Here is a 19,304-nt window from a genome sequence, read left to right on the forward strand (position 1 = left end):
GGGGTGGACAAATGATGGATGTAATGACGCGATGACCGCAATTCTCGAAATGCGCGGCGTAAGCAAGAGTTTTGCCGGGGTTCAGGCCCTGCGCGACGTCAACTTCACGGTGGAGGCAGGGCAGATCCATGCGCTGGTCGGCGAGAACGGCGCCGGCAAGTCGACCCTGATGAAGGTTCTCAGCGGCGTCTACCCCCACGGCGATTATGAGGGCAGCATCATATTCGACGGCGAGGAGCGGCGCTTTCGCGACGTCAATGATTCCGAAGCCCTCGGCATCATCATCATCCACCAGGAACTGGCGCTGATTCCGCTGCTGTCGATCGCGGAGAACATCTTCCTGTCGCATCCGCCCTCGCGTCTCGGCGTGATCGACCGCGACGCGGTTTACCGCCGGACCCAGGAACTGCTCGCCCAGGTCGGCCTCACCGAGATGCCTGATACGCTGGTTACGGACCTCGGCGTCGGCAAGCAGCAACTGGTGGAGATCGCCAAGGCCTTGTCCAAGAGGGTGCGACTATTGATTCTCGACGAGCCGACCGCCAGCCTGAACGAGAACGATAGCGCCGCATTGCTGGACCGGCTGCTTGCCTTCCGCGCCCAGGGCATCGCCTCGATCCTGATCTCGCACAAATTATCGGAGGTCGCCCGCGTCGCCGACCGGATCACGGTGCTGCGCGACGGCCGCACCGTCGACAGCATCGATTGCCTGGCCGAGCCGGTGGAAGAGGACCGGATCATCCGAAGCATGGTCAATCGCGACCTTGCGCATCGCTTTCCGCAACGCAGTGCAACCATCGGTGCACCGGTATTCGCCGTGCAGGACTGGACGGTGCATCACCCGTTGCACAGAGATCGCCGGGTTATCAAGGGCGTCGATTTCGAGGTCCGGCGCGGCGAGGTGGTCGGGATTGCCGGGTTGATGGGCGCCGGCCGTACCGAATTCGCCATGAGCCTGTTCGGTCGCGCCTGGGGAGACCGGATCAGCGGGCGCATCTGGCTCGATGGAAGGGAAGTCAACCTGTCGAGCGTAGCGGCGGCGATCGATGCCGGTCTCGCTTACGTCACTGAGGACCGCAAGCAGCTCGGCTTGATCCTGGATGCCGACGTCCGCAAGAACATCACGCTGGCGAGCCTCGGCCGCGTGGCGCCGCAAGGCATGATCGATGACATGTCCGAGCTGCGCGTTGCGAACGACTACCGCAACCGGATGCGGATTCGCTGTTCCGACGTCTATCAGGAGACTGGCCAGCTCTCCGGCGGTAACCAGCAGAAGGTGGTGCTGTCGAAATGGCTGATGACCGACCCGAAAGTATTAATCCTCGACGAGCCTACGCGCGGCATCGATGTCGGGGCAAAATATGAAATCTATTGTATCATCAACGAGCTTGCCGAGGCGGGCAAGGGGGTGGTGATGATCTCGTCGGAAATGCCGGAACTGCTCGGCGTCTGCGACCGCATCTGCGTGATGAATGACGGCGCCTTTGTTGGAGAATTCGCCGCCGCCGAGGCCACGCAGGAAAGGATCATGCGCGCCATCATGCGTAACAAGCAAATAGACAAGAAGGTACTTCAGGGAGATCTGCGGCCATGACCGACAAGACGGTTACGCTGCCCGTGCACACCGGCTTCATCAAGAACAATTTGCGCAATTACGGCATGCTGCTGTCGCTGTTTGCGATCATGCTGTTCTTTCAGGTGATGACCGACGGCACGCTGCTGCAGCCGCTGAACCTGACCAATCTGGTGCTGCAGAACAGTTACATCGTGATCATGGCGCTCGGCATGCTGCTGATCATCGTCACCGGCCATATCGACCTGTCGGTCGGCTCGGTCGCGGGCTTCGTCGGCGCCGTCGCGGCGGTGCTGATGGTGCGCTATCACGTTGCCTATCCGCTGGCTTTCCTCGCCTGCCTGTTCGTGGGCGCGCTGATCGGCGCCGCACAGGGCTATTGGGTTGCCTACTTCAAGATCCCGTCGTTTATCGTGACGCTGGCCGGGATGCTGGTGTTCAAGGGCCTTGCGCTCGCGATCCTGGCAGGCCAGTCGGTCGGACCGTTTCCGCCGACCTTCCAGAAGTTGTCCTCCGGCTTCATCCCCGAACTGTTTCCCGGCGCCGGCACGCTTTATCCGACATCGCTATTGATCGGTGCCGTCTTGGCGGTGGCCTTGGTCTATACCAGTGCGAAGAACCGGGCGCGGCAGGCATCGCACGGCATCGACGTGGAGCCCTTTGGCTTCTTCGTCGCCAAGAGCGCGCTGCTGTTCGCCGTGATCGTGTTCTTCGCCGGCCTGATCGCCTCGCATCGCGGCCTGCCGAACGTGCTGGTGATCATGACGGCGCTGATCGGGCTCTATGCTTTCGTCACCACCCGCACCGTGGTTGGCCGCCACATCTACGCCATCGGTGGCAACGCCAGGGCCGCGAGCCTGTCCGGCATCAAGACCGAGCGGCTGACGTTTCTGACCTTCGTCAACATGGGGGTGCTGGCGGCACTCGCCGGCCTCGTTTTCGCCGCGCGGCTCAATACGGCGACGCCGAAGGCCGGGGCTGGTTTTGAGCTCGACGTCATCGCGGCCTGCTTTATCGGCGGAGCGTCCGCCTATGGCGGTGTCGGCAAGGTTGGCGGTGCCGTGATCGGGGCCATGATCATGGGCGTCATGAACAACGGCATGTCCATCCTCGGCATCGGCATCGACTACCAGCAGGTGATCAAGGGGCTGGTGCTGCTCGGTGCCGTCTGCCTCGACGTCTACAACCAGCGCCGATAGGGCAGTGGCGGCAGGTTCTACTGCTTCACACCCGTTCAACCCTCATCCTGAGGAGCGCGTCTTCGCGCGTCTCGAAGGATGTAGGCCACAGGCCGGGCCTCATGGTTCGAGACGCGCTTCGCGCTCCTCACCATGAGGGGCTTCTGACGCATTAGGCGGCCGCCAGCTCGCGCTTTGCGAACTCGCACGTTTCGAGCCGCGCGACGAGCGCCGCCAGTTCCTCGGTCTCGGCCGGCGTCAGGTCCGTCAGCGGCGAACGGACATGGCCGCTGTCGCGCCCGATCACCTTCATGCCGGCCTTGATCATCGAGACGGCATAGCCGCGCTTGCGATTGCGGATCGCGATCAAGGGAAGGATGAAGTCGCGCAGCCCTGCCTGCACCGTCTCGCGGTCGCGGCGGCGCACGGCCGCGTAAAACTTGGTGGCGAACTGCGGGACGAAGTTGAATACCGCAGAGGAATAGGTGGTTACGCCCATTTCCAGATAAGGCAGTGCAAAGGTCTCGGCCGTGGGCAGCCCGCCGATATAGGTCAGCCGGTCGCCCATGCGCAGGTGGATGCGCGTCATCAGCTCGATGTCGCCGATGCCGTCCTTGTAGCCGACGAGATTGGGACAGCGCTGGCACAGTCTCTCGAGCGTATCCTCGTTCACGATCGCGTTGTCGCGGTTGTAGACGATGACGCCGAGTGTTGTGGCGTTGCACACCGCCTCGATATGGGCCGCCAGCCCTTCCTGTTCCGAGAAGACCAGATAGGGCGGCAGCAGCAGCACCCCATCGGCTCCGGCGCCTTCGACCGCAATGGCAAGCTGGGTCGCCATCGTCGTGCCGTGGCCGATGCCGGCGAGGACCGGCACGCGTCCCTTGGTCTGGCTCACGGCCGTTGCCACCACCTTCGCGACCTCGGCGGGACTGAGCGAGAAGAATTCGCCGGTGCCGCCGGCGGCAAAGAGCCCCGCCACCTCATAGCTGCACAGCCAGTCGAGATTGGAGCGGTAGCGGATCTCGTCGAACGTGTTGTCGGGCCGAAACGGCGTGACGGGAAACGACAGCAGGCCATTGCCGATCCGGCTGGCCATCTCTTTGGGGGTCATCCTGCTCATGCTCTGATCCTTCAGCGGCTTACGCGGAAGGATTAATGCAAGATGGCTACAGACGGAGACCAATCACTGTATCGATCGATCCATTGATTGGATCGAGCCGGCCTGAGCGGCAAGGTTTCGCGCGACGCCGGCAATGACGGGAAGGAGCGGATTGTCGTTGTCGCCGCGCCGGACAAAGAACAACTCGGCCGGCCGCTGCCACTGCATCAGGACGGGGCGCAGCACCACGCCGCTGAAATGGAGATTCAGCGCTGCCTCGGGGACCAGGGCGACCCCGACACCGGAATGCACCATGGCGAGGATCGAATGGATCTGGGCGAGATGCTGCACATAGTTCGGCACCAAATTTGCGCGTGAAAACAGCTCGACCAGGAGATCGTGGAAATAGCGCGCTTCATAGGGCTCGTACATGATGAAGGGCTCACCCGTGAGATCCTCCAGACGCAATTGGGGGGCCTGCACCAGCGGGTGCTTGCTCGGTAGCGCCGCGATCAGCGGCTCTGCCGTCACACGGAAGGCGTCAAGGTTGCCGCGCGGGATCGGCGGGCGGAGCAGGCCGATATCGATCTCGCCGGAATCGAGCCGTTTGAGCTGGTCACTGCTCACCATTTCCTTCAGCGAGATCTCGACATCGGGCAGTTCGCGCCGGCAGGCCGCTACCAGCGCCGGCACGTAGCTATAGGCGGATGTCGCAGTGAAGCCGATATTGATCGATCCGGCCTTGCCGTTCGCCATCCGCCGGGCCAGTACGGCCGCGCTTTCCGCAAGCTTGAGGAGATGCCGCGCGTCGGTCAGAAAACGCTGCCCCGCGGGCGTCAGTCTGACGGCCCGGTTGCTGCGCTCCAGCAGCGTCACATCGAGGACGCGTTCGAGAATCTGGATCTGGCGGCTGAGCGGCGGCTGGGTCATGTTCAGCCGCAGCGCCGCGCGCCCGAAATGCAGTTCTTCTGCAACTGCAACGAAGCAGCGCAACTGGCTCAACTCAAACATGAAACCTGCATTTTCAACTTGAGACGAGGGGCCCGGTCACCGGCCGGATGCCCCGCTTCTATAGGCTGAGGCATGGCCGATCCATCCAAAAAAGGTATCGATCTATCCGCAGACTAGTTCATGGGCGACCCTGCCCATGACCTATCATTTCTCCCAACGCGGCCTCGAAGGCCTGCAGCCTGCCGGTGAAACGGCGGGAACAAACGGAGGAAGACCGATGTCTATGCCATCTCTCGCCCGGGCGATTGCCGCCGCTGTCATTACGGTGTGTGCCTTGGCGCCAAGCGGAGCCGGCGCTCAGAATTTCGAGCGGCCCGTGCGGCTGATCGTGCCTTTCGCCCCCGGTGGCACCTCGGACATTCTCGCCCGCCTGATCAGCCCAAAACTATCCGTCGCCATCGGGCAGTCGGTCGTGGTCGAGAACAAGCCCGGCGCAGCAGGCAATCTCGGGGCCGACGCCGTCGCCAAGGCGCAGCCTGACGGCCACACCCTGTTGCTGATGGACGTTGGCTCGCTTGCCACCGCACCCAGCCTGTTTTCCGATCTTACCTTCGACGTCCAGAAGGACCTTGCGCCCATTTCCATGGTGATGTTCGGCCCCTACGTCCTGGCCGTCCACGAATCGGTTCCGGCGAAGTCAACGAAGGAGCTGATCGAATACGCCAAGGCCAATCCGAACAAGCTCACCGTCGCCAATTCCGGCGTCGGTGGCGCCAATCACATCACGGCCGTGTTGATGGCGAAGGAACTCGGAATTCAGTGGAAGAATATTCCTTACAAGGGCGGGGCAGCGGCCTCGCGCGCCGTCGTATCCGGGGAGAGCGGCGTGATCATCAACGGCGCCACCGCGACATTGCCATTCGTGCTGAACAAGCAACTCGTCGGACTTGCCGTTACCGGCGAGCAGCGGGTTGCGTCGGCCCCCGATCTGCCGACCTTCAAGGAGGCGGGCCTGCCCGGTGGCGATGCGGGGACCTGGCAAGGCATCCTGACCACGGGCGGAACGCCGCCGGCCATGGTCGCGCGCCTGAATGCCGAAATCCGCAAGATCCTGGAGATGCCCGAAATTCAACAGAAGATCGCCGAGCAGGGCGGCGTCGTGAAGGCCCAATCGCCGGAGGAGTTCCGCAACTGGCTTAAGGATGCGACGGCCCGTTGGGGCACGATCATCCGCGAGGCCGGCATCAAGGGTAGCTGAGGGCGGGACGATGACGCGCTCCCGGATCGACCTGCAGGATCTGCTGTTCGGCCTGTTTCTGGTGGCGGTGGCGGCGGGTACGCTCGTCGCCACGCGCAACCTGGTGATCGGCCATGCGGCCGATATGGGGCCGGGCTACATGCCCCGCGTCGTCGCGCTCGCACTTATGGGCTTCGGTCTCTTCTTCAGCGGACGCGGGCTCTGCCGTATGCGCGTCGGCATCGCGCCCGTTCAGTTGCGGCCGCTGCTTGCGATTCTCGCTTCTGTCGGTGTTTTCGCGCTGACGGCCGAGCGGCTAGGCCTTGCAATCGCCTCCGTCGTCGCCGTGATCCTTGCGAGCTTCGCCACGCGGGAAGGGCGTCTGGTCGAGACCGTTGCGTTTGCCGTCGTGCTTTCAGGCGCCGCGGTGCTGCTGTTCGTCAAGTTGCTGGGCTTGCCGATCCCGATCTGGCCGCGCTAGGGCGGCGGGCTTCGCAGGCAGACGCATATGGAACTCTTCGATAATCTGCTGATGGGTCTTTCGACGGCCCTCGAACTCAACAATCTGATGTTCTGCCTGATCGGCGTGGTCATCGGCACCGCGATCGGCGTGCTTCCCGGCATTGGCCCGATTCCGACGGTGGCGCTGCTGTTGCCTTTCACCTTCGGCCTGTCGCCCGCCAGCGCGATGATCATGCTGGCCGGCATCTTCTACGGTGCGCAATATGGCGGCTCGACTACCGCCATCCTGGTCAATGTGCCGGGCGAGACGTCGTCGGTCGTCACCTGTATCGACGGTCACGAGATGGCCAAGCAGGGCAAGGCCGGAACCGCGCTCGCCATCGCCGCCATCGCCTCGTTCTTTGCCGGCACGATAGCGACGATCGTGATTGCGCTGCTCAGCGTGCCGTTGTCGATGCTGGCGCTCAAATTCACTGCGGTCGAATATTTTAGCCTCCTTGTGCTCGGCCTGATTGCGGCCGTTGTCCTCGCGCACGGCTCAGTCGCCAAATCGCTGGCGATGGTGCTGCTGGGGCTGCTGCTCGGTCTCGTCGGGATTGATGTCAGCTCGGGTGTTGCACGGATGACCTTCGGCATCCCCGCTTTGTCGGATGGTCTTGATTTCGTGCCGATCGCGATGGGCCTGTTCGGGCTCGGCGAAATCATCGCCAATCTGGAGAGACCTGCAGAGCGCCGCGTCGTCAGCCAGTCGATCCGCAGCCTGATCCCAAGCGGGAAGGACCTGCGGGCGGCCTTTCCAGCGATGGTGCGCGGCACGGCGCTGGGCTCCGTGCTGGGGGTGCTGCCCGGCGGCGGTGCCGCGCTACCGCCGTTCTCCTCCTACGCGCTGGAGAAGAAGCTCGCGCGCGATCCCTCGCGCTTCGGCAAGGGCGCCATCGAGGGCGTCGCCGGTCCGGAGGCCGCCAACAATGCCGGCGCCCAGACCAGCTTCATTCCGCTCTTGACGCTCGGCATTCCCGCCAACGCGCTGATGGCGCTGATGATCGGCGCGCTGATGATGCAGGGCATCCAGCCCGGTCCGCAGATCATGACCGAGCAACCCAAGCTCGTCTGGGGCGTCATCGCCAGCATGTGGGTCGGCAATTTGATGCTGCTGGTGATCAACCTCCCGTTGATCGGTCTATGGGTTTCGATGCTGAAAATTCCCTATCGGTTGCTGTTTCCTGCGATCGTTTTGTTCTGCTGCATCGGCACCTATGGCATCGCCAACAGTCTGTTCAACGTATGGTTGATGATGGGTTGTGCCTTGATCGGCTATTTCTTCATCAAGATCGGCGTTGAGCCGGCGCCGCTTCTGCTCGGTCTCGTGCTCGGTCCGCAGCTTGAGGAAAACTTTCGGCGCGCGATGCTGCTCGCGGACGGCGATTTCACCGTCTTTCTGTCGCGACCGATCAGCGCGGTCATCCTCGGCGTCGTCGCCATTCTGTTGCTCGCGCTGTTGTCGCCGGAAATACTGAAAACGCGGAAAGAAGCGCTGGCGGAATGAGGGCCGGCGTCAGCCGCGCAATGGCCAGCGGCCGATGACCCGAAACCGCGAGTTCGGATTTTCCTGACGACACAGGGCGATCGCGTCGATCGCGAGCGGCCCGATGCCGGTCGCTGAAAACCTGCTGCGCAGCATTGCCACAACCTGCTCGCGCCGCTCTGCGGGAAGCCGTCCTGTCAGCGTCATGTGGAAGCGAAATTCTTCGAAGACGTAAGGGTAGCCCCAGCGCTCGAGATAATCGCGCTGCCGCGGCGTCAGCGCTGCCGGATTTCGCCGCGCACGATCTTCCGGGCTAAGGGGGGCACGAAATGAATCGAACGCCTTGGTGGCGTCGGCGGCGAGCAGTTCGAGCTCTGCCGACGGTTCGGCCGGAATCACCGCGATGAAGCCGCTGATTGAATCGACGACCGGTCGGATCACCGGCACAGGCCGGACCAGATCGGCGAACAATTCGGATGCCGCGGCGAGCTGCGCCTCGGGCTTGCCGTCGGCCAGCGCCATCGGCGCCTTCAGTGTGGCGTGAAAGCCGTATTTGCGGGGATCATGCGTCAGGTCGCGCCAGTCCGGGACCGTCTGCATGACGCCGTCAGGGAAGGGCAGTTCGTCGCCGCCATAGGCGTCGTAACCGAGCAGCGACGCGCCGAACCGGTCGAGCGCGCTGCCTTGCGCTGAGGTGTAATAGATTGCGTAACGGGGGTAATTTGCCATCGCGCCAGAATAGGGCTGCCTCACGCGGCTGCAACTGCCTTGCGGGGAGCGACGAACGAACGGACGAGACGGTGTGCCTCCGTCAGATGGACCAGGCGTCCCGCGGCAATGACGGCGACGATTCGCGGCCGCAACGGCACGCTGTCGTCGACGAGGATGATGTCGGCGCGCTGTCCGGCAGCGAGCAGGCCACGATCGGCGAGGCCGGCCGCGCGCGCCGGCGCCGATGAGATCAATTGCCACGCTGCAGCCAGCGGCAGCACATCGTCGGCCGCAAGCCGGAAGGCCGCCAGCAGCGGCGCCGGATAATAATAATCCGATGCCAACACCGAACACAGGCCCTTGGCGATCATGTCGGACGCCTTGGTCCAGCCGGTGTGGCTGCCGCCGCGCACGACATTGGGCGCGCCGAACACGATGAAGTCGCCGGCTTCGGCAGCCTCGCGGGCGGTTTCCTCGTTGACGGGAAATTCGGCGATGGCAACGCCCTGCGCACGAAAGGCTTGCCGCATCGCCGGGCTTTCATCGTCGTGCGAGAGCATCCGGATGTTCGCCGTACGCGCGGTCTCTGCTAGCCGGGCGACCGAAGCCGGCACGTCGTGGCTGCGGGAGACCACGTTTTGCACCAGGCGATCGAACGCCTCATTGGTGAGGCCCGTGCGCTCGACCATTCGGCTGCGCTTCTGCGGCTTGGCGAGGCTGGCGACCGTCGAGTCCATGTGGTCGTTGAATGCGAACAGGTCGACGCGGCCTTCCGCCAGCCAGTCGATGATTTCGCTTTCCGCCTCGAGATTGTAGGTCTCGTGGCGCAAATGGAAGCGGGTGTCGGCGGCGAGCTGCGGCCGCATCTGCTCGATCGCCTCCAGCAGTTTCCGCGCATTGTCTGCGCTGCGCAGGCCGGGCTCCCAGGACCAGGTTGTGGCATGATAGACGGTCGTGATCCCGTTGCCGATCGCCTGCCGGTCGCTGTCGATCAGCGCCACGTCGATCGGAAAATCAACTCCGGGGCGCGGCATCATCTGTCGCTCGAAGGCATCGCCATGCAGATCGACAATGCCCGGCAGCACAAGCAGTCGGTCGGCGTCGATGCTGGGCGAGCTATGGCTGTTGTCCGTGCCCACGGCGACGATCTCGCGGCCGGCAATCCGCAACGTGGTTTCGAGGATCTCGTGGCCGAGCAGGGCCCGGCCACCTTCAATGAACAGTTCGGTCACGATGCAGCACTCTGGTTGAAACTGGGGCGGCCCGATGCGGCAGCAGCTTCGTACTTCTCGAGAAAGCCCTCGACATCGAGCTTGCGGAAATCGGGCAGGGCGCGGCGAAGCATCTCGTGGTCCCAGTCCCACCATGCGAGGTCTGCAAGCCGGCCGGCAATGGATTCCGGAAACCGTCGCTTGATCGGCCGAGCCGGATTACCCGCAGCGATCGTGTAGGCGGGAACATCCCTGGTCACGATGGCGCCGGCAGCGACCACTGCGCCGGTGCCGATCGAGCGGCCGGGCAGAATGACCGCGCCGTGACCGATCCAGACGTCATGGCCGATATGGACGTGATGTTCGCGCCGCCATGCAAAGAATTCGGCATCGTCGCTCTCGCCAGGAAAATAACTGCTGGCGCGGTAGGTGAAGTGCGCCTGCGAGGCCCGGTGCATCGGATGATTGCCCGGATTGATCCGTGTCATCGCCGCGATCGAACAGAATTTTCCGATCGTCGTGTAGGTGATCTGCGAGTCGTTCACGACGTAGGAATAATCCGCCATCGTGACCTCGAGCAGGATGGTCCGGGCGCCAACCTCGGTGTAGGCGCCAAGCTGGCAGTCTCGCACCGACGCGGTTGGGTCGACGGCCGGGTTAGTCGAAAGCATCTTGCCGGCCATCGGTAGCGTCCATCCGCAATCGAGGAAGATCAAGGGCGTGCGCTCGTCTTCGATGCGCTTGATGACAGGATCATGACGGATACGTGACGCGAACCGTCGCTGTGGACGAACGCCGCACCGCAGCGCTCGTGTCACACAACTGTAAGATCGAGCCGGTAGCGATGCTCCACGATCGGGAGTCTGGAGCATTGCATGCTGGTGGTAGAAGGTTTGACGTGTCGGTTCGGTACCAAAGCCGCAGTGGATAACGCGTCATTCTCGATTCAGCCCGGCAGTTTCGTCGGCGTGATCGGCCGTTCCGGCGCCGGCAAGTCGACATTGCTTCGAATGATCAACCGTCTCGCCGAACCTTCCGAGGGGCGCATCCTGTTCGAAGGCGTCGACGTGACGGCGCTGCGCGGCAAGGATTTGCGCCAGTGGCGTGCGCGCTCGGCGATGATCTTCCAGCAGTTCAATCTGGTCGGCCGGCTCGACGTCCTGACCAACGTGTTGATGGGGCGGCTTTCAACGGTGCCGACTTGGCGGTCGCTGGCGCAGCTCTGGCCCGAAGAGGACAAGGCAATTGCGATGTCGGCACTCGAGCAATTCGACATGGCCTCGATTGCGGCGCAGCGCGCCGACCAGCTTTCGGGTGGCCAGCAGCAGCGCGTCGCGATTGCGCGCGCGCTGGTGCAGCAGCCGGATATCATCCTTGCCGACGAGCCAATTGCGTCACTCGACCCACGCAACACCCGGATCGTGATGGATGCGCTGCTGCGCATCAACAAGCATTTCGGGATCACGGTAGTGTGCAATCTGCATTCGCTCGACCTGGCGCGCAGCTACTGCGACCGCCTGATCGGCATGTCGGCAGGCCGAGTTGTGTTCGACGGCGCACCGGCGATGCTGACCGATCATATCGCGCGCGAGCTCTACGATCTCGAAGCGCATGAGGTGATGGACGCGGCGCGAGAGCATGTGCCGGTCCGCGCTCCAATTCCCGCGCTCGGTACGGTTGCCGCAGCCTGAGCTTTGCGTCTGCATCAGGAGTTGTGCGGCATCTAGACCGCCAGCTCCGTCACTTCGAACAGGAGACGTCATGATGAACCGTCGTGTGATTTTCGCCGCTGCAGCGGCATTGGCATTCTCGGCCTCGGCTGCCGCGGCGCAGGACTGGAAGGCAAAATATCCTGAACTGGTGTTCGCAAAGGTTCCCGATGAGAATGCCTCGGGTACAACCAACCGATGGACGCCTCTGACGGAGTATCTGTCCCGCGAGCTCGGCACCAAGGTTACGCTGCGGATCGCCAACGATTATGCCGCTGTTATCGAAGGTCAGCGGTCAGGCAACATCCACATAGCGATGTACGGTCCGTCGGCCTACGCGCGCGCTTACATCATCGGTGCGAAGGTTGAGCCGTTCGCGATCGAAGTGAATGGCGACGGGACCAAGGGCTATTATTCGGTTCTCTATGTCAAAAGCGATTCGAGCTACAAGGACATCAAGGACCTGAAGGGCAAGAATCTCTGCCTTGTCGATCCCAATTCAACGTCAGGCAACAACGTGCCGCGCTTTGCGATGGACAAGATGGGCATCGACCCGGAAAAGTTCTTCTCCAAGGTGGTCTACTCGGGAAGCCATGAAAACGCGGTGATCGGGCTCGCACAAGGTACGTGTGATGCGGCGTTCAACTGGTGGAACGATGAGAAGGAATCGAACCTGCTCCGGATGGAACGGAAGGGTATGGCGAAGGCCGCCGATTTCAAGATCATCATGAAGTCCGAACAGATTGTGAATTCGCCGATGGCGTATCTTGGCAGCCTGCCTGCCGACCTCAAGGCGGCGATCAAGAAGGCAGTGCTGGAAATTGCGGTGAAGGACAAAGCCGCTTTCGACAAGATTTACGAAGGCAAGCAGTTGCCTTTCGTCGAGGTTGACCACAAAGCCTATGAGGCGGTGATCGATCTGACCAAGTTTGTCGACAGCATTCGTAAGCAGAAATCCTGAACGGAACGACGGGTCCGGATGGAATGGGCAGATCGCGAGATCTGCCCATTCTCTCTCCTGAACATCCCATGCGAACAGCAGTCCCCGAATTCCCGGAAGCCAGGCTGCGAGAGCTTGCCGATCGCTATGCGGCTGCGGTTGCCGCGAAGCGGCGGCGCGTATGGCTGGGTTTGGCGGTCCTGATCGCCGCCACGATCGCCGCCGGCTGGATGGGCGATGTCAATCTTTGGAAGTTCGCCGAGAATTTCTGGCGCTTGCCGGCCTATTTTGCCAGCATCGCCCCCAAGTTTTCGTTCTCGACGGCGTGGGTTGATCTCTCGGAATGGTTTTGGGGACTGCCCCGCTGGACGCAGCTTCTCGGAGATACGTTGCTGATTGCGTATATGGGAACCCTCACGGGAGCGATATGCGGCTTCGTTCTCTGCTTCCTTGCATCGGCCAATCTCGTAAGGTCGCGTACCACCGTTTTTGTCACACGGCGCGTTCTCGAATTTTGCAGGACCGTGCCGGAGATCGTCTTTGCCCTGATCTTTGTGTTGGCATTTGGTCTTGGGGCACTGCCGGGCGTTCTCGCCATCGCAATCCATACCACCGGTGCGCTGGGCAAGCAGTTCGCCGAAGTTGTCGAGAATATCGATAACAAACCGATCGAGGGGGTGGCGGCGAGCGGAGGGAATTGGCTTCAGATTGTCCGGTTTGGCGCGGTGCCTCAGGTTCTTTCGAACTTCGTAAGCTATGCCCTGCTGAGATTCGAGATCAACGTGCGCGGCGCAGCGGTGATGGGCTTTGTCGGCGCCGGCGGGATCGGGCAGGAGTTGATCGAGGCCGTCCGCAAATTCTACTACACGGACGTCAGCGCCATCCTTTTGCTCATTGTCGTCACCGTCATGTTGATCGACTTTACCACGGAGCGGGTGCGCCACCGGCTCCTCGGGCTGGAGGGCTCCGCGAGATGAATTCCTTCGGTTTGGAAAACCAGGTCAGCATCGTTGCGCGTCATCCGGATATTTTCCGCCCGGACTGGTGGCACCGGGGAAAAATCGCAATAGGCGTTGGCGGAGCGGTTGCGCTTTTTCTGTTCGGGATCGTCCAGCTCGACATTCCCTTTCACCGGCTCTCTGATGGAATGGTCAGGCTGGGTGGATTCGTTCAGCTGATGTTGCCGCCCCATCCTGGTTCTTGGGCGGAAGTATTGAAATATCTGCATGCGCTTGGAGAGACGGTTTCGATCGCATTTCTTGGCACGCTGGGCGGGGCCCTGCTCGCGTTGCCCATATCCCTGCTGGCGGCGCGCAATGTGGTTGCAAACCGGATCATCCACCTTTTGACGCGCCGCAGTCTCGATACCATCCGTGGTGTCGATACCCTGATCTGGGCCCTCATCTGGGTTGGTATCGTGGGACTTGGCCCGTTTGCAGGTATCCTTGCGGTCATCTGCAGCGATTTTGGGACTTTTGGAAAGTTATTCTCGGAAGCGATCGAGGCTGCTGACAAGAACCCCGCTGAGGGAGTCCGGTCATCAGGGGGCAACCATCTCCATAGCGTCCGGTTCGGGTTGTTGCCACAGGTCTTTCCGATCTTGTTGAGCCAGGTGCTCTACTATTTTGAATCCAATACGCGGTCGGCGACGATTATCGGAATTGTCGGAGCAGGTGGGATTGGACTTCAGCTTGCCGAACAAATCCGGGTGCTGGAATGGCAAAAGGTTTCGTTTTTGATTTTGCTTATCCTGATGACGGTATCGGCAATTGACTGGATCTCGAGCAAACTGCGTTTCGCGATCATCGGGCAGCGGCCAATCGCGTGACCAATCCGTAGCGATTACTGGACCCTCATGGCGAGGAGGCGCGAGGCGCCGTCTCGAACCATGTGGCCCCGCTGGTGCCATCCATCCTTCGAGCGCGAAGACGCGCTCCTCAGGATGAGGTCTAGCAGATGGTGGGCACGCTTCGCTTTGCCCACCCGACGAGCTCGTGGCTAGGCTAGCCGCTCTCGACCACGAATTCGACCCGTTCAGCGGCAAACCGCGCGCGCTTGGTGACGAGCGGCTGGCCGTCGATATCGACGTCGGTGCTGTCGACCACGAGGATCGGGCGTCCGAGCGCGAGGTCCAGCCGCGCGGCGTCGGTAGCCTCCACGATACCGGCCGTGATCCGGGTCGAGGTCCGGCGATAGTCGCGAATGCCGTAATGCGCCAGCAGCTTGGTCATCGAGCGCACATTGGCGAAGATCCGTCCGGCGTCGGGGAAGCGCTCGGCCGAAAGCCAGGTGGTGCTGACGCAGATCGGCGTGCGGTCGGCAAGCCGTACGGACTCGATCCGGATCAAAGGTGCGCCGGTTTTCAATCCAAGCTCGCGCGCCAGCTCGCGTGTCGCAACGTCATCAGTCGCCTCAATCAACTGGCCGCGCGGCTCCCGGCCGCCGGCGCCGACGATCTCGGAAAACCGCGTCCGTGAGCGCAAGGGGTAGGCGATGCGCCGGGCCTCGACATAGGTGCCGCTGCCGCGCTCGGCGCGCACCAGACCGCGTTCGGCGAGCGTGGCGAGCGCCCGGCGCACCGTGTGGCGGTTGACCCGATAGGTCTCGGCGATCTCGATCTCGCCCGGCAGCTTTTCGCCGGCGGCAAAGCGGCCGTCGGCAATGCCGCGCTCGATGCCGTCGGCGACCTGGCGCCACAAGGCGACGCCGGAAGGCGCGTCCTGGACGCTCATGGAACAAAATGGGGCATCGGAAAAATCACCTCATTGTCACTAAACAGTCATGGCGCTTCGTTATCAAGTTGTCTAGTATCATAGACAACTTGATTCCGGCAAGGTCGATGTGATGGCGGGTAACGAAAGTCTGGCGGGCGAAAACGGCGGGCAGGCGCGGCGCAAGGCGGTGATGGCGGTGCTGGCCCATTCCGCAACGACGGATATCGCGGGACGTCTCGGGATGATCGCACTACCGGTGCACGAAGACCTGCGCGAGCCCGAGAATGGACTCGTCATGGTGCGCGGCCGCGTCGGCGGCGACGGCGCGCCGTTCAATCTCGGCGAGGCGACGGTATCGCGCGCCGCGGTGCGGCTGTCGACCGGTGAGGTCGGCTTCGGCTACACGCTGGGCCGCGACAGCGAGAAGGCGAAGCTGATCGCGCTGTGCGATGCCATGGTGCAGTCGGACGAATTCGCCGCCGCAGTTGAGGCCGAGGTGATCGCGCCGCTGCGTGAGGCGATGATCAAGGAGCGCAGCCGCAAGGCTGCTGAGGCCGCGGCGACGCGGGTTGACTTCTACACATTGGTGCGTGGTGAGGGCTGACATGACGACTGTTGCCGAATTGCCCGCGGGTTTCGCCGACAAGGTGTTGTCGGCGCAATCGACTTTCCGCTCTGTCATGGATGCGATGGCGCGACCGGGCAGTGTTCAGCGCATTGTATCCGCGGCAGGGACGCCGTCCGCAATGATGCGCGGCACGGCTGCAATCGCGTTGACCCTGTTCGACCATGATACGCCGGTCTGGCTGGATGGGGGGATGTCGGCGACGCCGGAAGTCGCCAAATGGCTCAAGTTCCACACCAGCGCGCCAGTCGTCTCGGATTCGTCGATCGCCAGTTTTGCGCTGGCGGGCGATCCCGAAAATCTCCTGTCGCTCGATCGCTTCGCGTTCGGCAGCAATGAATATCCGGACCGTTCGACGACGCTGATTCTGCAGGTCGAAAGCCTGACGGATGGCCCCTTTGTCGAGTTGCAGGGCCCCGGCATCAACGGCACGGCGGCGCTGCGCGCTTCAATCCAGCCGCAGGATCTGTTCGAGCGGCTTGCCATCAATGCCGCGCTGTTCCCGCGCGGCATCGATGTCGTACTGGTCCATGATGACGCCATCGTTGCAATACCGCGCACGACGCGCCTGGCGAGGGGAGGCTGACCATGTATGTTGCCGTCAAGGGAGGCGAGCGCGCCATCGAGAACGCCCACCGTCTGCTGGCGCATGAGCGGCGCGGCGATCGCGACATTCCAGAATTGTCGCTGGCTCAGATATCCGAGCAGCTTTCGCTCGGCGTCGACCGCGTCATGACCGAGGGCTCGCTGTACGACCGCGAACTTGCGGCGCTGGCCATCAAGCAGGCGCGCGGCGACCTGATCGAGGCCATCTTCCTGGTACGCGCCTTCCGCGCGACGCTGCCACGCTTCGGTGCGACCGAACCGGTCGATACCGGCGCGATGCAGGTGCGTCGCCGGATTTCCTCGACGTTCAAGGATATTCCGGGCGGCCAGGTCCTTGGCCCCACTTTCGATTACACCCATCGCCTGCTGGATCCGCAACTTGCTGATGGGGCAGCGCCCGATGCGCCCGCGACCGGTGAGGCGTCCACGGGCGCGACTCCGCGTGTGACCGACATTCTCGGCCGCGACGGCCTGATCGAGCCGTCGCCGCCGGCGGAGGCGGATGTTCCGGTCGGCGATTTGACGCGCGAACCGTTGAGTTTTCCGGCTGATCGTGACTTGCGCCTGCAAAACCTGGCGCGCGCCGATGAGGGCTTTCTGCTGGCGCTCGGCTATTCGTCGCAGCGCGGCTATGGCCGCAACCATCCCTTTGCTGGCGAAATCCGCTTCGGCGAGGTTGAGGTTGAGTTCATGGCCGAAGATGCCGGCTTCGCCGTTCCGCTGGGCTCGGTCGCGCTGACCGAATGCCAGATGGTCAACCAGTTCAAGGGCTCGGCGACGCAAGCGCCGTGTTTTACGCGCGGCTATGGTCTGGCGTTCGGGCAAAGCGAGCGCAAGACCATGTCGATGGCGCTGGTCGACCGCACCCTGCGCGCCCGCGAACTCGGCGAGGAAGTGATCGCGCCGGCCCAAGACGAGGAATTCGTAATGTCGCACTCGGACAATGTGCAGGCGACCGGCTTCGTCGAACATCTCAAGCTGCCGCATTACGTCGATTTCCAATCCGAGCTCGGCCTGCTGCGTAAATTGCGGAAAGAGTTTGCCGTGGCGAATGAGGCGCCGCCAATGCAGGAGGCCGCGGAATGAACGCGCCGGCTTACAATTTCGCCTATCTCGACGAACAGACCAAACGGATGATCCGCCGCGCGATCCTCAAGGCGATCGCGATTCCCGGTTACCAGGTGCCGTTCGCCAGCCGTGAAATGCCGATGCCTTATGGCTGGGGAACCGGCGGCGTGCAGGTGACGGCGGCGATCCTCGGGCCCGACGATGTGCTGAAGGTGATCGATCAAGGCTCGGACGACACCACCAATGCGATCTCGATCCGAAAATTCTTCGGCAAGACGGCCGGCGTCGCGACCACGACGTCTACGACGGATGCCACCGTGATCCAGACCCGGCACCGGATTCCTGAAGCGCCGCTGCATGCAGGACAGGTGCTGGTCTATCAGGTGCCGATCCCCGAGCCGCTCCGGTTCCTGGAGCCGCGCGAGACCGAGACGCGGCGCATGCATGCGCTCGGCGAATACGGCCTGATGCATGTCAAGCTGTATGAGGATATTGCGCGCTTCGGCCATATCGCGACCTCCTATGCCTATCCGGTGAAGGTGAATGCGCGCTATGTAATGGACCCGTCGCCGACGCCGAAATTCGACAATCCGAAGATGGACAATTGCCCGGCGCTGCAATTGTTCGGTGCAGGGCGCGAGAAGCGCATCTACGCGATCCCGCCGCACACCGACGTGGTATCGCTCGACTTCGAGGATCACCCGTTCACGCGCTACCGCTTCGACGCGCCCTGCGCGCTATGCGGCGCCGGCGATTCCTACCTGGACGAGATCGTCACCGACGACAAGGGCGGGCGGATGTTCGTCTGTTCGGACACCGATTATTGCGAGCAGCGTCAGCAGGCCGGCCATCGCGGCAGCGAGAGCGCCGCGCCGCACAAGGAGAGGGCACATGTCTGAGCCCGGCACTCTCGTGCAGGACGACCAGCCGCTTCTGGTCGCCGATCACCTCGGCAAGAACTACGGCCGGTTGACTGCCTGCCGTGACGTATCCTTTGCGCTCTACCCCGGCGAGGTGCTGGCGATCGTCGGCGAGTCCGGATCGGGAAAGTCCACGCTGCTGCAATTGTTGTCGGCGCAGCTCGCGCCGACTGGTGGGTGCGTGTCATACCGCATGCGGGACGGCGTGTTGCGCGACCTCGCAAGCCTTGGCGAAGCCGAGCGGCGCTTTCTGTTCCGCACCGACTGGGGCTATGTGCACCAGGATCCCGCGCAGGGCCTGCGGATGGCGGTCTCGGCCGGCGCCAATGTCGGCGAGCGGCTGATGGCGGTGGGTTGGAATCACTACGGCCGCATCCGCGATACCGCCTCGTCCTGGCTGGAGCGCGTCGAGATCGATACCGCCCGCGTCGATGACGCGCCGCGGACCTATTCGGGCGGCATGCGGCAGCGGCTGCAGATTGCGCGCAATCTGGTCACCGAGCCGCGCCTGGTATTCATGGACGAGCCAACCGGCGGGCTCGACGTATCGGTGCAGGCCCGGCTGCTCGATCTGATGCGCAATCTGGTCAGCGAGCTCGGCCTTGCCGCCATCGTCGTCACCCATGATCTCGCGGTGGCGCGGCTATTGTCGCATCGCGTGATGGTGATGAAGGGCGGCCGCGTCATCGAAACCGGCCTGACCGATCAGGTACTCGACGACCCCCGCGAACCCTACACCCAATTGCTCGTCTCCTCGATCCTGCCGGTTTGA

20 protein-coding genes are annotated in these 19,304 nt (G+C 62.8%); 14 read left to right on the top strand and 6 right to left on the bottom strand.

The window, feature by feature from the left end; genetic code table 11:
• Nucleotides 1-31: 31 nt before the first annotated feature.
• Both mmsA and mmsB read left to right on the top strand, forming a co-directional pair.
• On the top strand, nt 32-1,594 hold the full coding sequence (gene mmsA, locus CP49_RS15790) for a multiple monosaccharide ABC transporter ATP-binding protein (RefSeq protein WP_057851131.1): 1,563 nt from the start codon (nt 32-34) through the stop codon (nt 1,592-1,594).
• Nucleotides 1,591-2,772, top strand: coding sequence for a multiple monosaccharide ABC transporter permease (mmsB, locus tag CP49_RS15795; RefSeq protein WP_057851132.1), 1,182 nt, complete (start codon nt 1,591-1,593; stop codon nt 2,770-2,772). The genes mmsA and mmsB overlap by 4 nt, the downstream gene beginning before the upstream one ends.
• A 151-nt stretch (nt 2,773-2,923) precedes the next feature.
• On the opposite strand, the gene kdgD is transcribed toward mmsB, so the two are convergent.
• Together kdgD and CP49_RS15805 are read right to left on the bottom strand one after the other, a co-directional pair.
• On the bottom strand, nt 2,924-3,874 hold the full coding sequence (gene kdgD / locus CP49_RS15800; RefSeq protein ID WP_057851133.1) for a 5-dehydro-4-deoxyglucarate dehydratase: 951 nt from the start codon (nt 3,872-3,874) through the stop codon (nt 2,924-2,926).
• A gap of 63 nt (nt 3,875-3,937) precedes the next feature.
• Entirely contained in the window at nt 3,938-4,864 is a 927-nt protein-coding gene (locus tag CP49_RS15805) for a LysR family transcriptional regulator (RefSeq protein WP_057851134.1), read from the bottom strand.
• 217 nt (nt 4,865-5,081) lie between these two features.
• Here CP49_RS15805 and CP49_RS15810 point away from each other — a divergent pair, with 217 nt between their 5' ends.
• Genes CP49_RS15810 through CP49_RS15820 form a run of 3 tightly spaced genes read left to right on the top strand, consistent with a single transcriptional unit; the run spans nt 5,082 to nt 8,049 of the window.
• Nucleotides 5,082-6,062, top strand: a complete 981-nt coding sequence (locus CP49_RS15810; protein WP_057851207.1) for a Bug family tripartite tricarboxylate transporter substrate binding protein — start codon at nt 5,082-5,084, stop codon at nt 6,060-6,062.
• Between the two features lie 10 nt (nt 6,063-6,072).
• On the top strand, nt 6,073-6,522 hold the full coding sequence (locus CP49_RS15815) for a tripartite tricarboxylate transporter TctB family protein (RefSeq protein ID WP_057851135.1): 450 nt from the start codon (nt 6,073-6,075) through the stop codon (nt 6,520-6,522).
• Nucleotides 6,523-6,549: 27 nt separating this feature from the next.
• A complete protein-coding gene (locus tag CP49_RS15820) occupies nt 6,550-8,049 on the top strand; it encodes a tripartite tricarboxylate transporter permease (RefSeq protein ID WP_057851136.1) in 1,500 nt (499 codons plus the stop codon).
• Nucleotides 8,050-8,058: 9 nt separating this feature from the next.
• On the opposite strand, the gene CP49_RS15825 is transcribed toward CP49_RS15820, so the two are convergent.
• From CP49_RS15825 to CP49_RS15835, 3 genes are read right to left on the bottom strand one after another with little or no spacing between them, the layout of a single operon-like run.
• Nucleotides 8,059-8,757, bottom strand: a complete 699-nt coding sequence (locus CP49_RS15825; RefSeq protein WP_057851208.1) for a DUF1045 domain-containing protein — start codon at nt 8,755-8,757, stop codon at nt 8,059-8,061.
• Nucleotides 8,758-8,777: 20 nt separating this feature from the next.
• Complete coding sequence (locus CP49_RS15830) at nt 8,778-9,971, bottom strand: alpha-D-ribose 1-methylphosphonate 5-triphosphate diphosphatase (protein ID WP_057851137.1); 1,194 nt, start codon at nt 9,969-9,971, stop codon at nt 8,778-8,780.
• Nucleotides 9,968-10,633: a transferase hexapeptide repeat family protein gene (locus CP49_RS15835; RefSeq protein ID WP_057851138.1), complete on the bottom strand. Its 666-nt coding sequence runs from the start codon at nt 10,631-10,633 to the stop codon at nt 9,968-9,970. Before CP49_RS15835 ends, CP49_RS15830 begins: the two co-directional genes overlap by 4 nt.
• Before the next feature lie 192 nt (nt 10,634-10,825).
• On the opposite strand from CP49_RS15835, the gene phnC reads away from it, so the two are divergent.
• From phnC to phnE (CP49_RS15855), 4 genes are all read left to right on the top strand, one after another.
• Nucleotides 10,826-11,641, top strand: a complete 816-nt coding sequence (gene phnC / locus CP49_RS15840) for a phosphonate ABC transporter ATP-binding protein (RefSeq protein WP_057851139.1) — start codon at nt 10,826-10,828, stop codon at nt 11,639-11,641.
• Nucleotides 11,642-11,711: 70 nt separating this feature from the next.
• A complete protein-coding gene (gene phnD, locus CP49_RS15845; protein WP_057851140.1) occupies nt 11,712-12,620 on the top strand; it encodes a phosphonate ABC transporter substrate-binding protein in 909 nt (302 codons plus the stop codon).
• Nucleotides 12,621-12,688: 68 nt separating this feature from the next.
• A complete protein-coding gene (gene phnE, locus CP49_RS15850; protein ID WP_057851141.1) occupies nt 12,689-13,576 on the top strand; it encodes a phosphonate ABC transporter, permease protein PhnE in 888 nt (295 codons plus the stop codon).
• Nucleotides 13,573-14,427 carry a phosphonate ABC transporter, permease protein PhnE gene (gene phnE, locus CP49_RS15855; RefSeq protein WP_057851142.1) on the top strand — a complete coding sequence of 285 codons (855 nt, stop codon included), beginning with the start codon at nt 13,573-13,575 and terminating at the stop codon, nt 14,425-14,427. Before phnE (CP49_RS15850) ends, phnE (CP49_RS15855) begins: the two co-directional genes overlap by 4 nt.
• Nucleotides 14,428-14,602: 175 nt before the next feature.
• Here phnE (CP49_RS15855) and phnF read toward each other — a convergent pair whose 3' ends face one another.
• Entirely contained in the window at nt 14,603-15,331 is a 729-nt protein-coding gene (gene phnF, locus CP49_RS15860; RefSeq protein ID WP_057851143.1) for a phosphonate metabolism transcriptional regulator PhnF, read from the bottom strand.
• A 112-nt stretch (nt 15,332-15,443) separates the two neighbouring features.
• Here phnF and phnG point away from each other — a divergent pair, with 112 nt between their 5' ends.
• From phnG to phnK, 5 genes are read left to right on the top strand one after another with little or no spacing between them, the layout of a single operon-like run.
• Nucleotides 15,444-15,917 carry a phosphonate C-P lyase system protein PhnG gene (phnG, locus tag CP49_RS15865; protein ID WP_082646040.1) on the top strand — a complete coding sequence of 158 codons (474 nt, stop codon included), beginning with the start codon at nt 15,444-15,446 and terminating at the stop codon, nt 15,915-15,917.
• Nucleotide 15,918: 1 nt separating this feature from the next.
• Complete coding sequence (gene phnH, locus CP49_RS15870) at nt 15,919-16,524, top strand: phosphonate C-P lyase system protein PhnH (RefSeq protein WP_057851144.1); 606 nt, start codon at nt 15,919-15,921, stop codon at nt 16,522-16,524.
• Nucleotides 16,525-16,526: 2 nt separating this feature from the next.
• A complete protein-coding gene (locus tag CP49_RS15875) occupies nt 16,527-17,630 on the top strand; it encodes a carbon-phosphorus lyase complex subunit (RefSeq protein WP_057851145.1) in 1,104 nt (367 codons plus the stop codon).
• Nucleotides 17,627-18,511, top strand: a complete 885-nt coding sequence (locus tag CP49_RS15880) for an alpha-D-ribose 1-methylphosphonate 5-phosphate C-P-lyase PhnJ (RefSeq protein ID WP_057851146.1) — start codon at nt 17,627-17,629, stop codon at nt 18,509-18,511. The genes CP49_RS15875 and CP49_RS15880 overlap by 4 nt, the downstream gene beginning before the upstream one ends.
• Nucleotides 18,504-19,304: a phosphonate C-P lyase system protein PhnK gene (phnK, locus tag CP49_RS15885; protein WP_057851147.1), complete on the top strand. Its 801-nt coding sequence runs from the start codon at nt 18,504-18,506 to the stop codon at nt 19,302-19,304. Before CP49_RS15880 ends, phnK begins: the two co-directional genes overlap by 8 nt.

The sequence above is a fragment of the Bradyrhizobium valentinum genome (assembly GCF_001440405.1).
Lineage (GTDB): Bacteria > Pseudomonadota > Alphaproteobacteria > Rhizobiales > Xanthobacteraceae > Bradyrhizobium > Bradyrhizobium valentinum.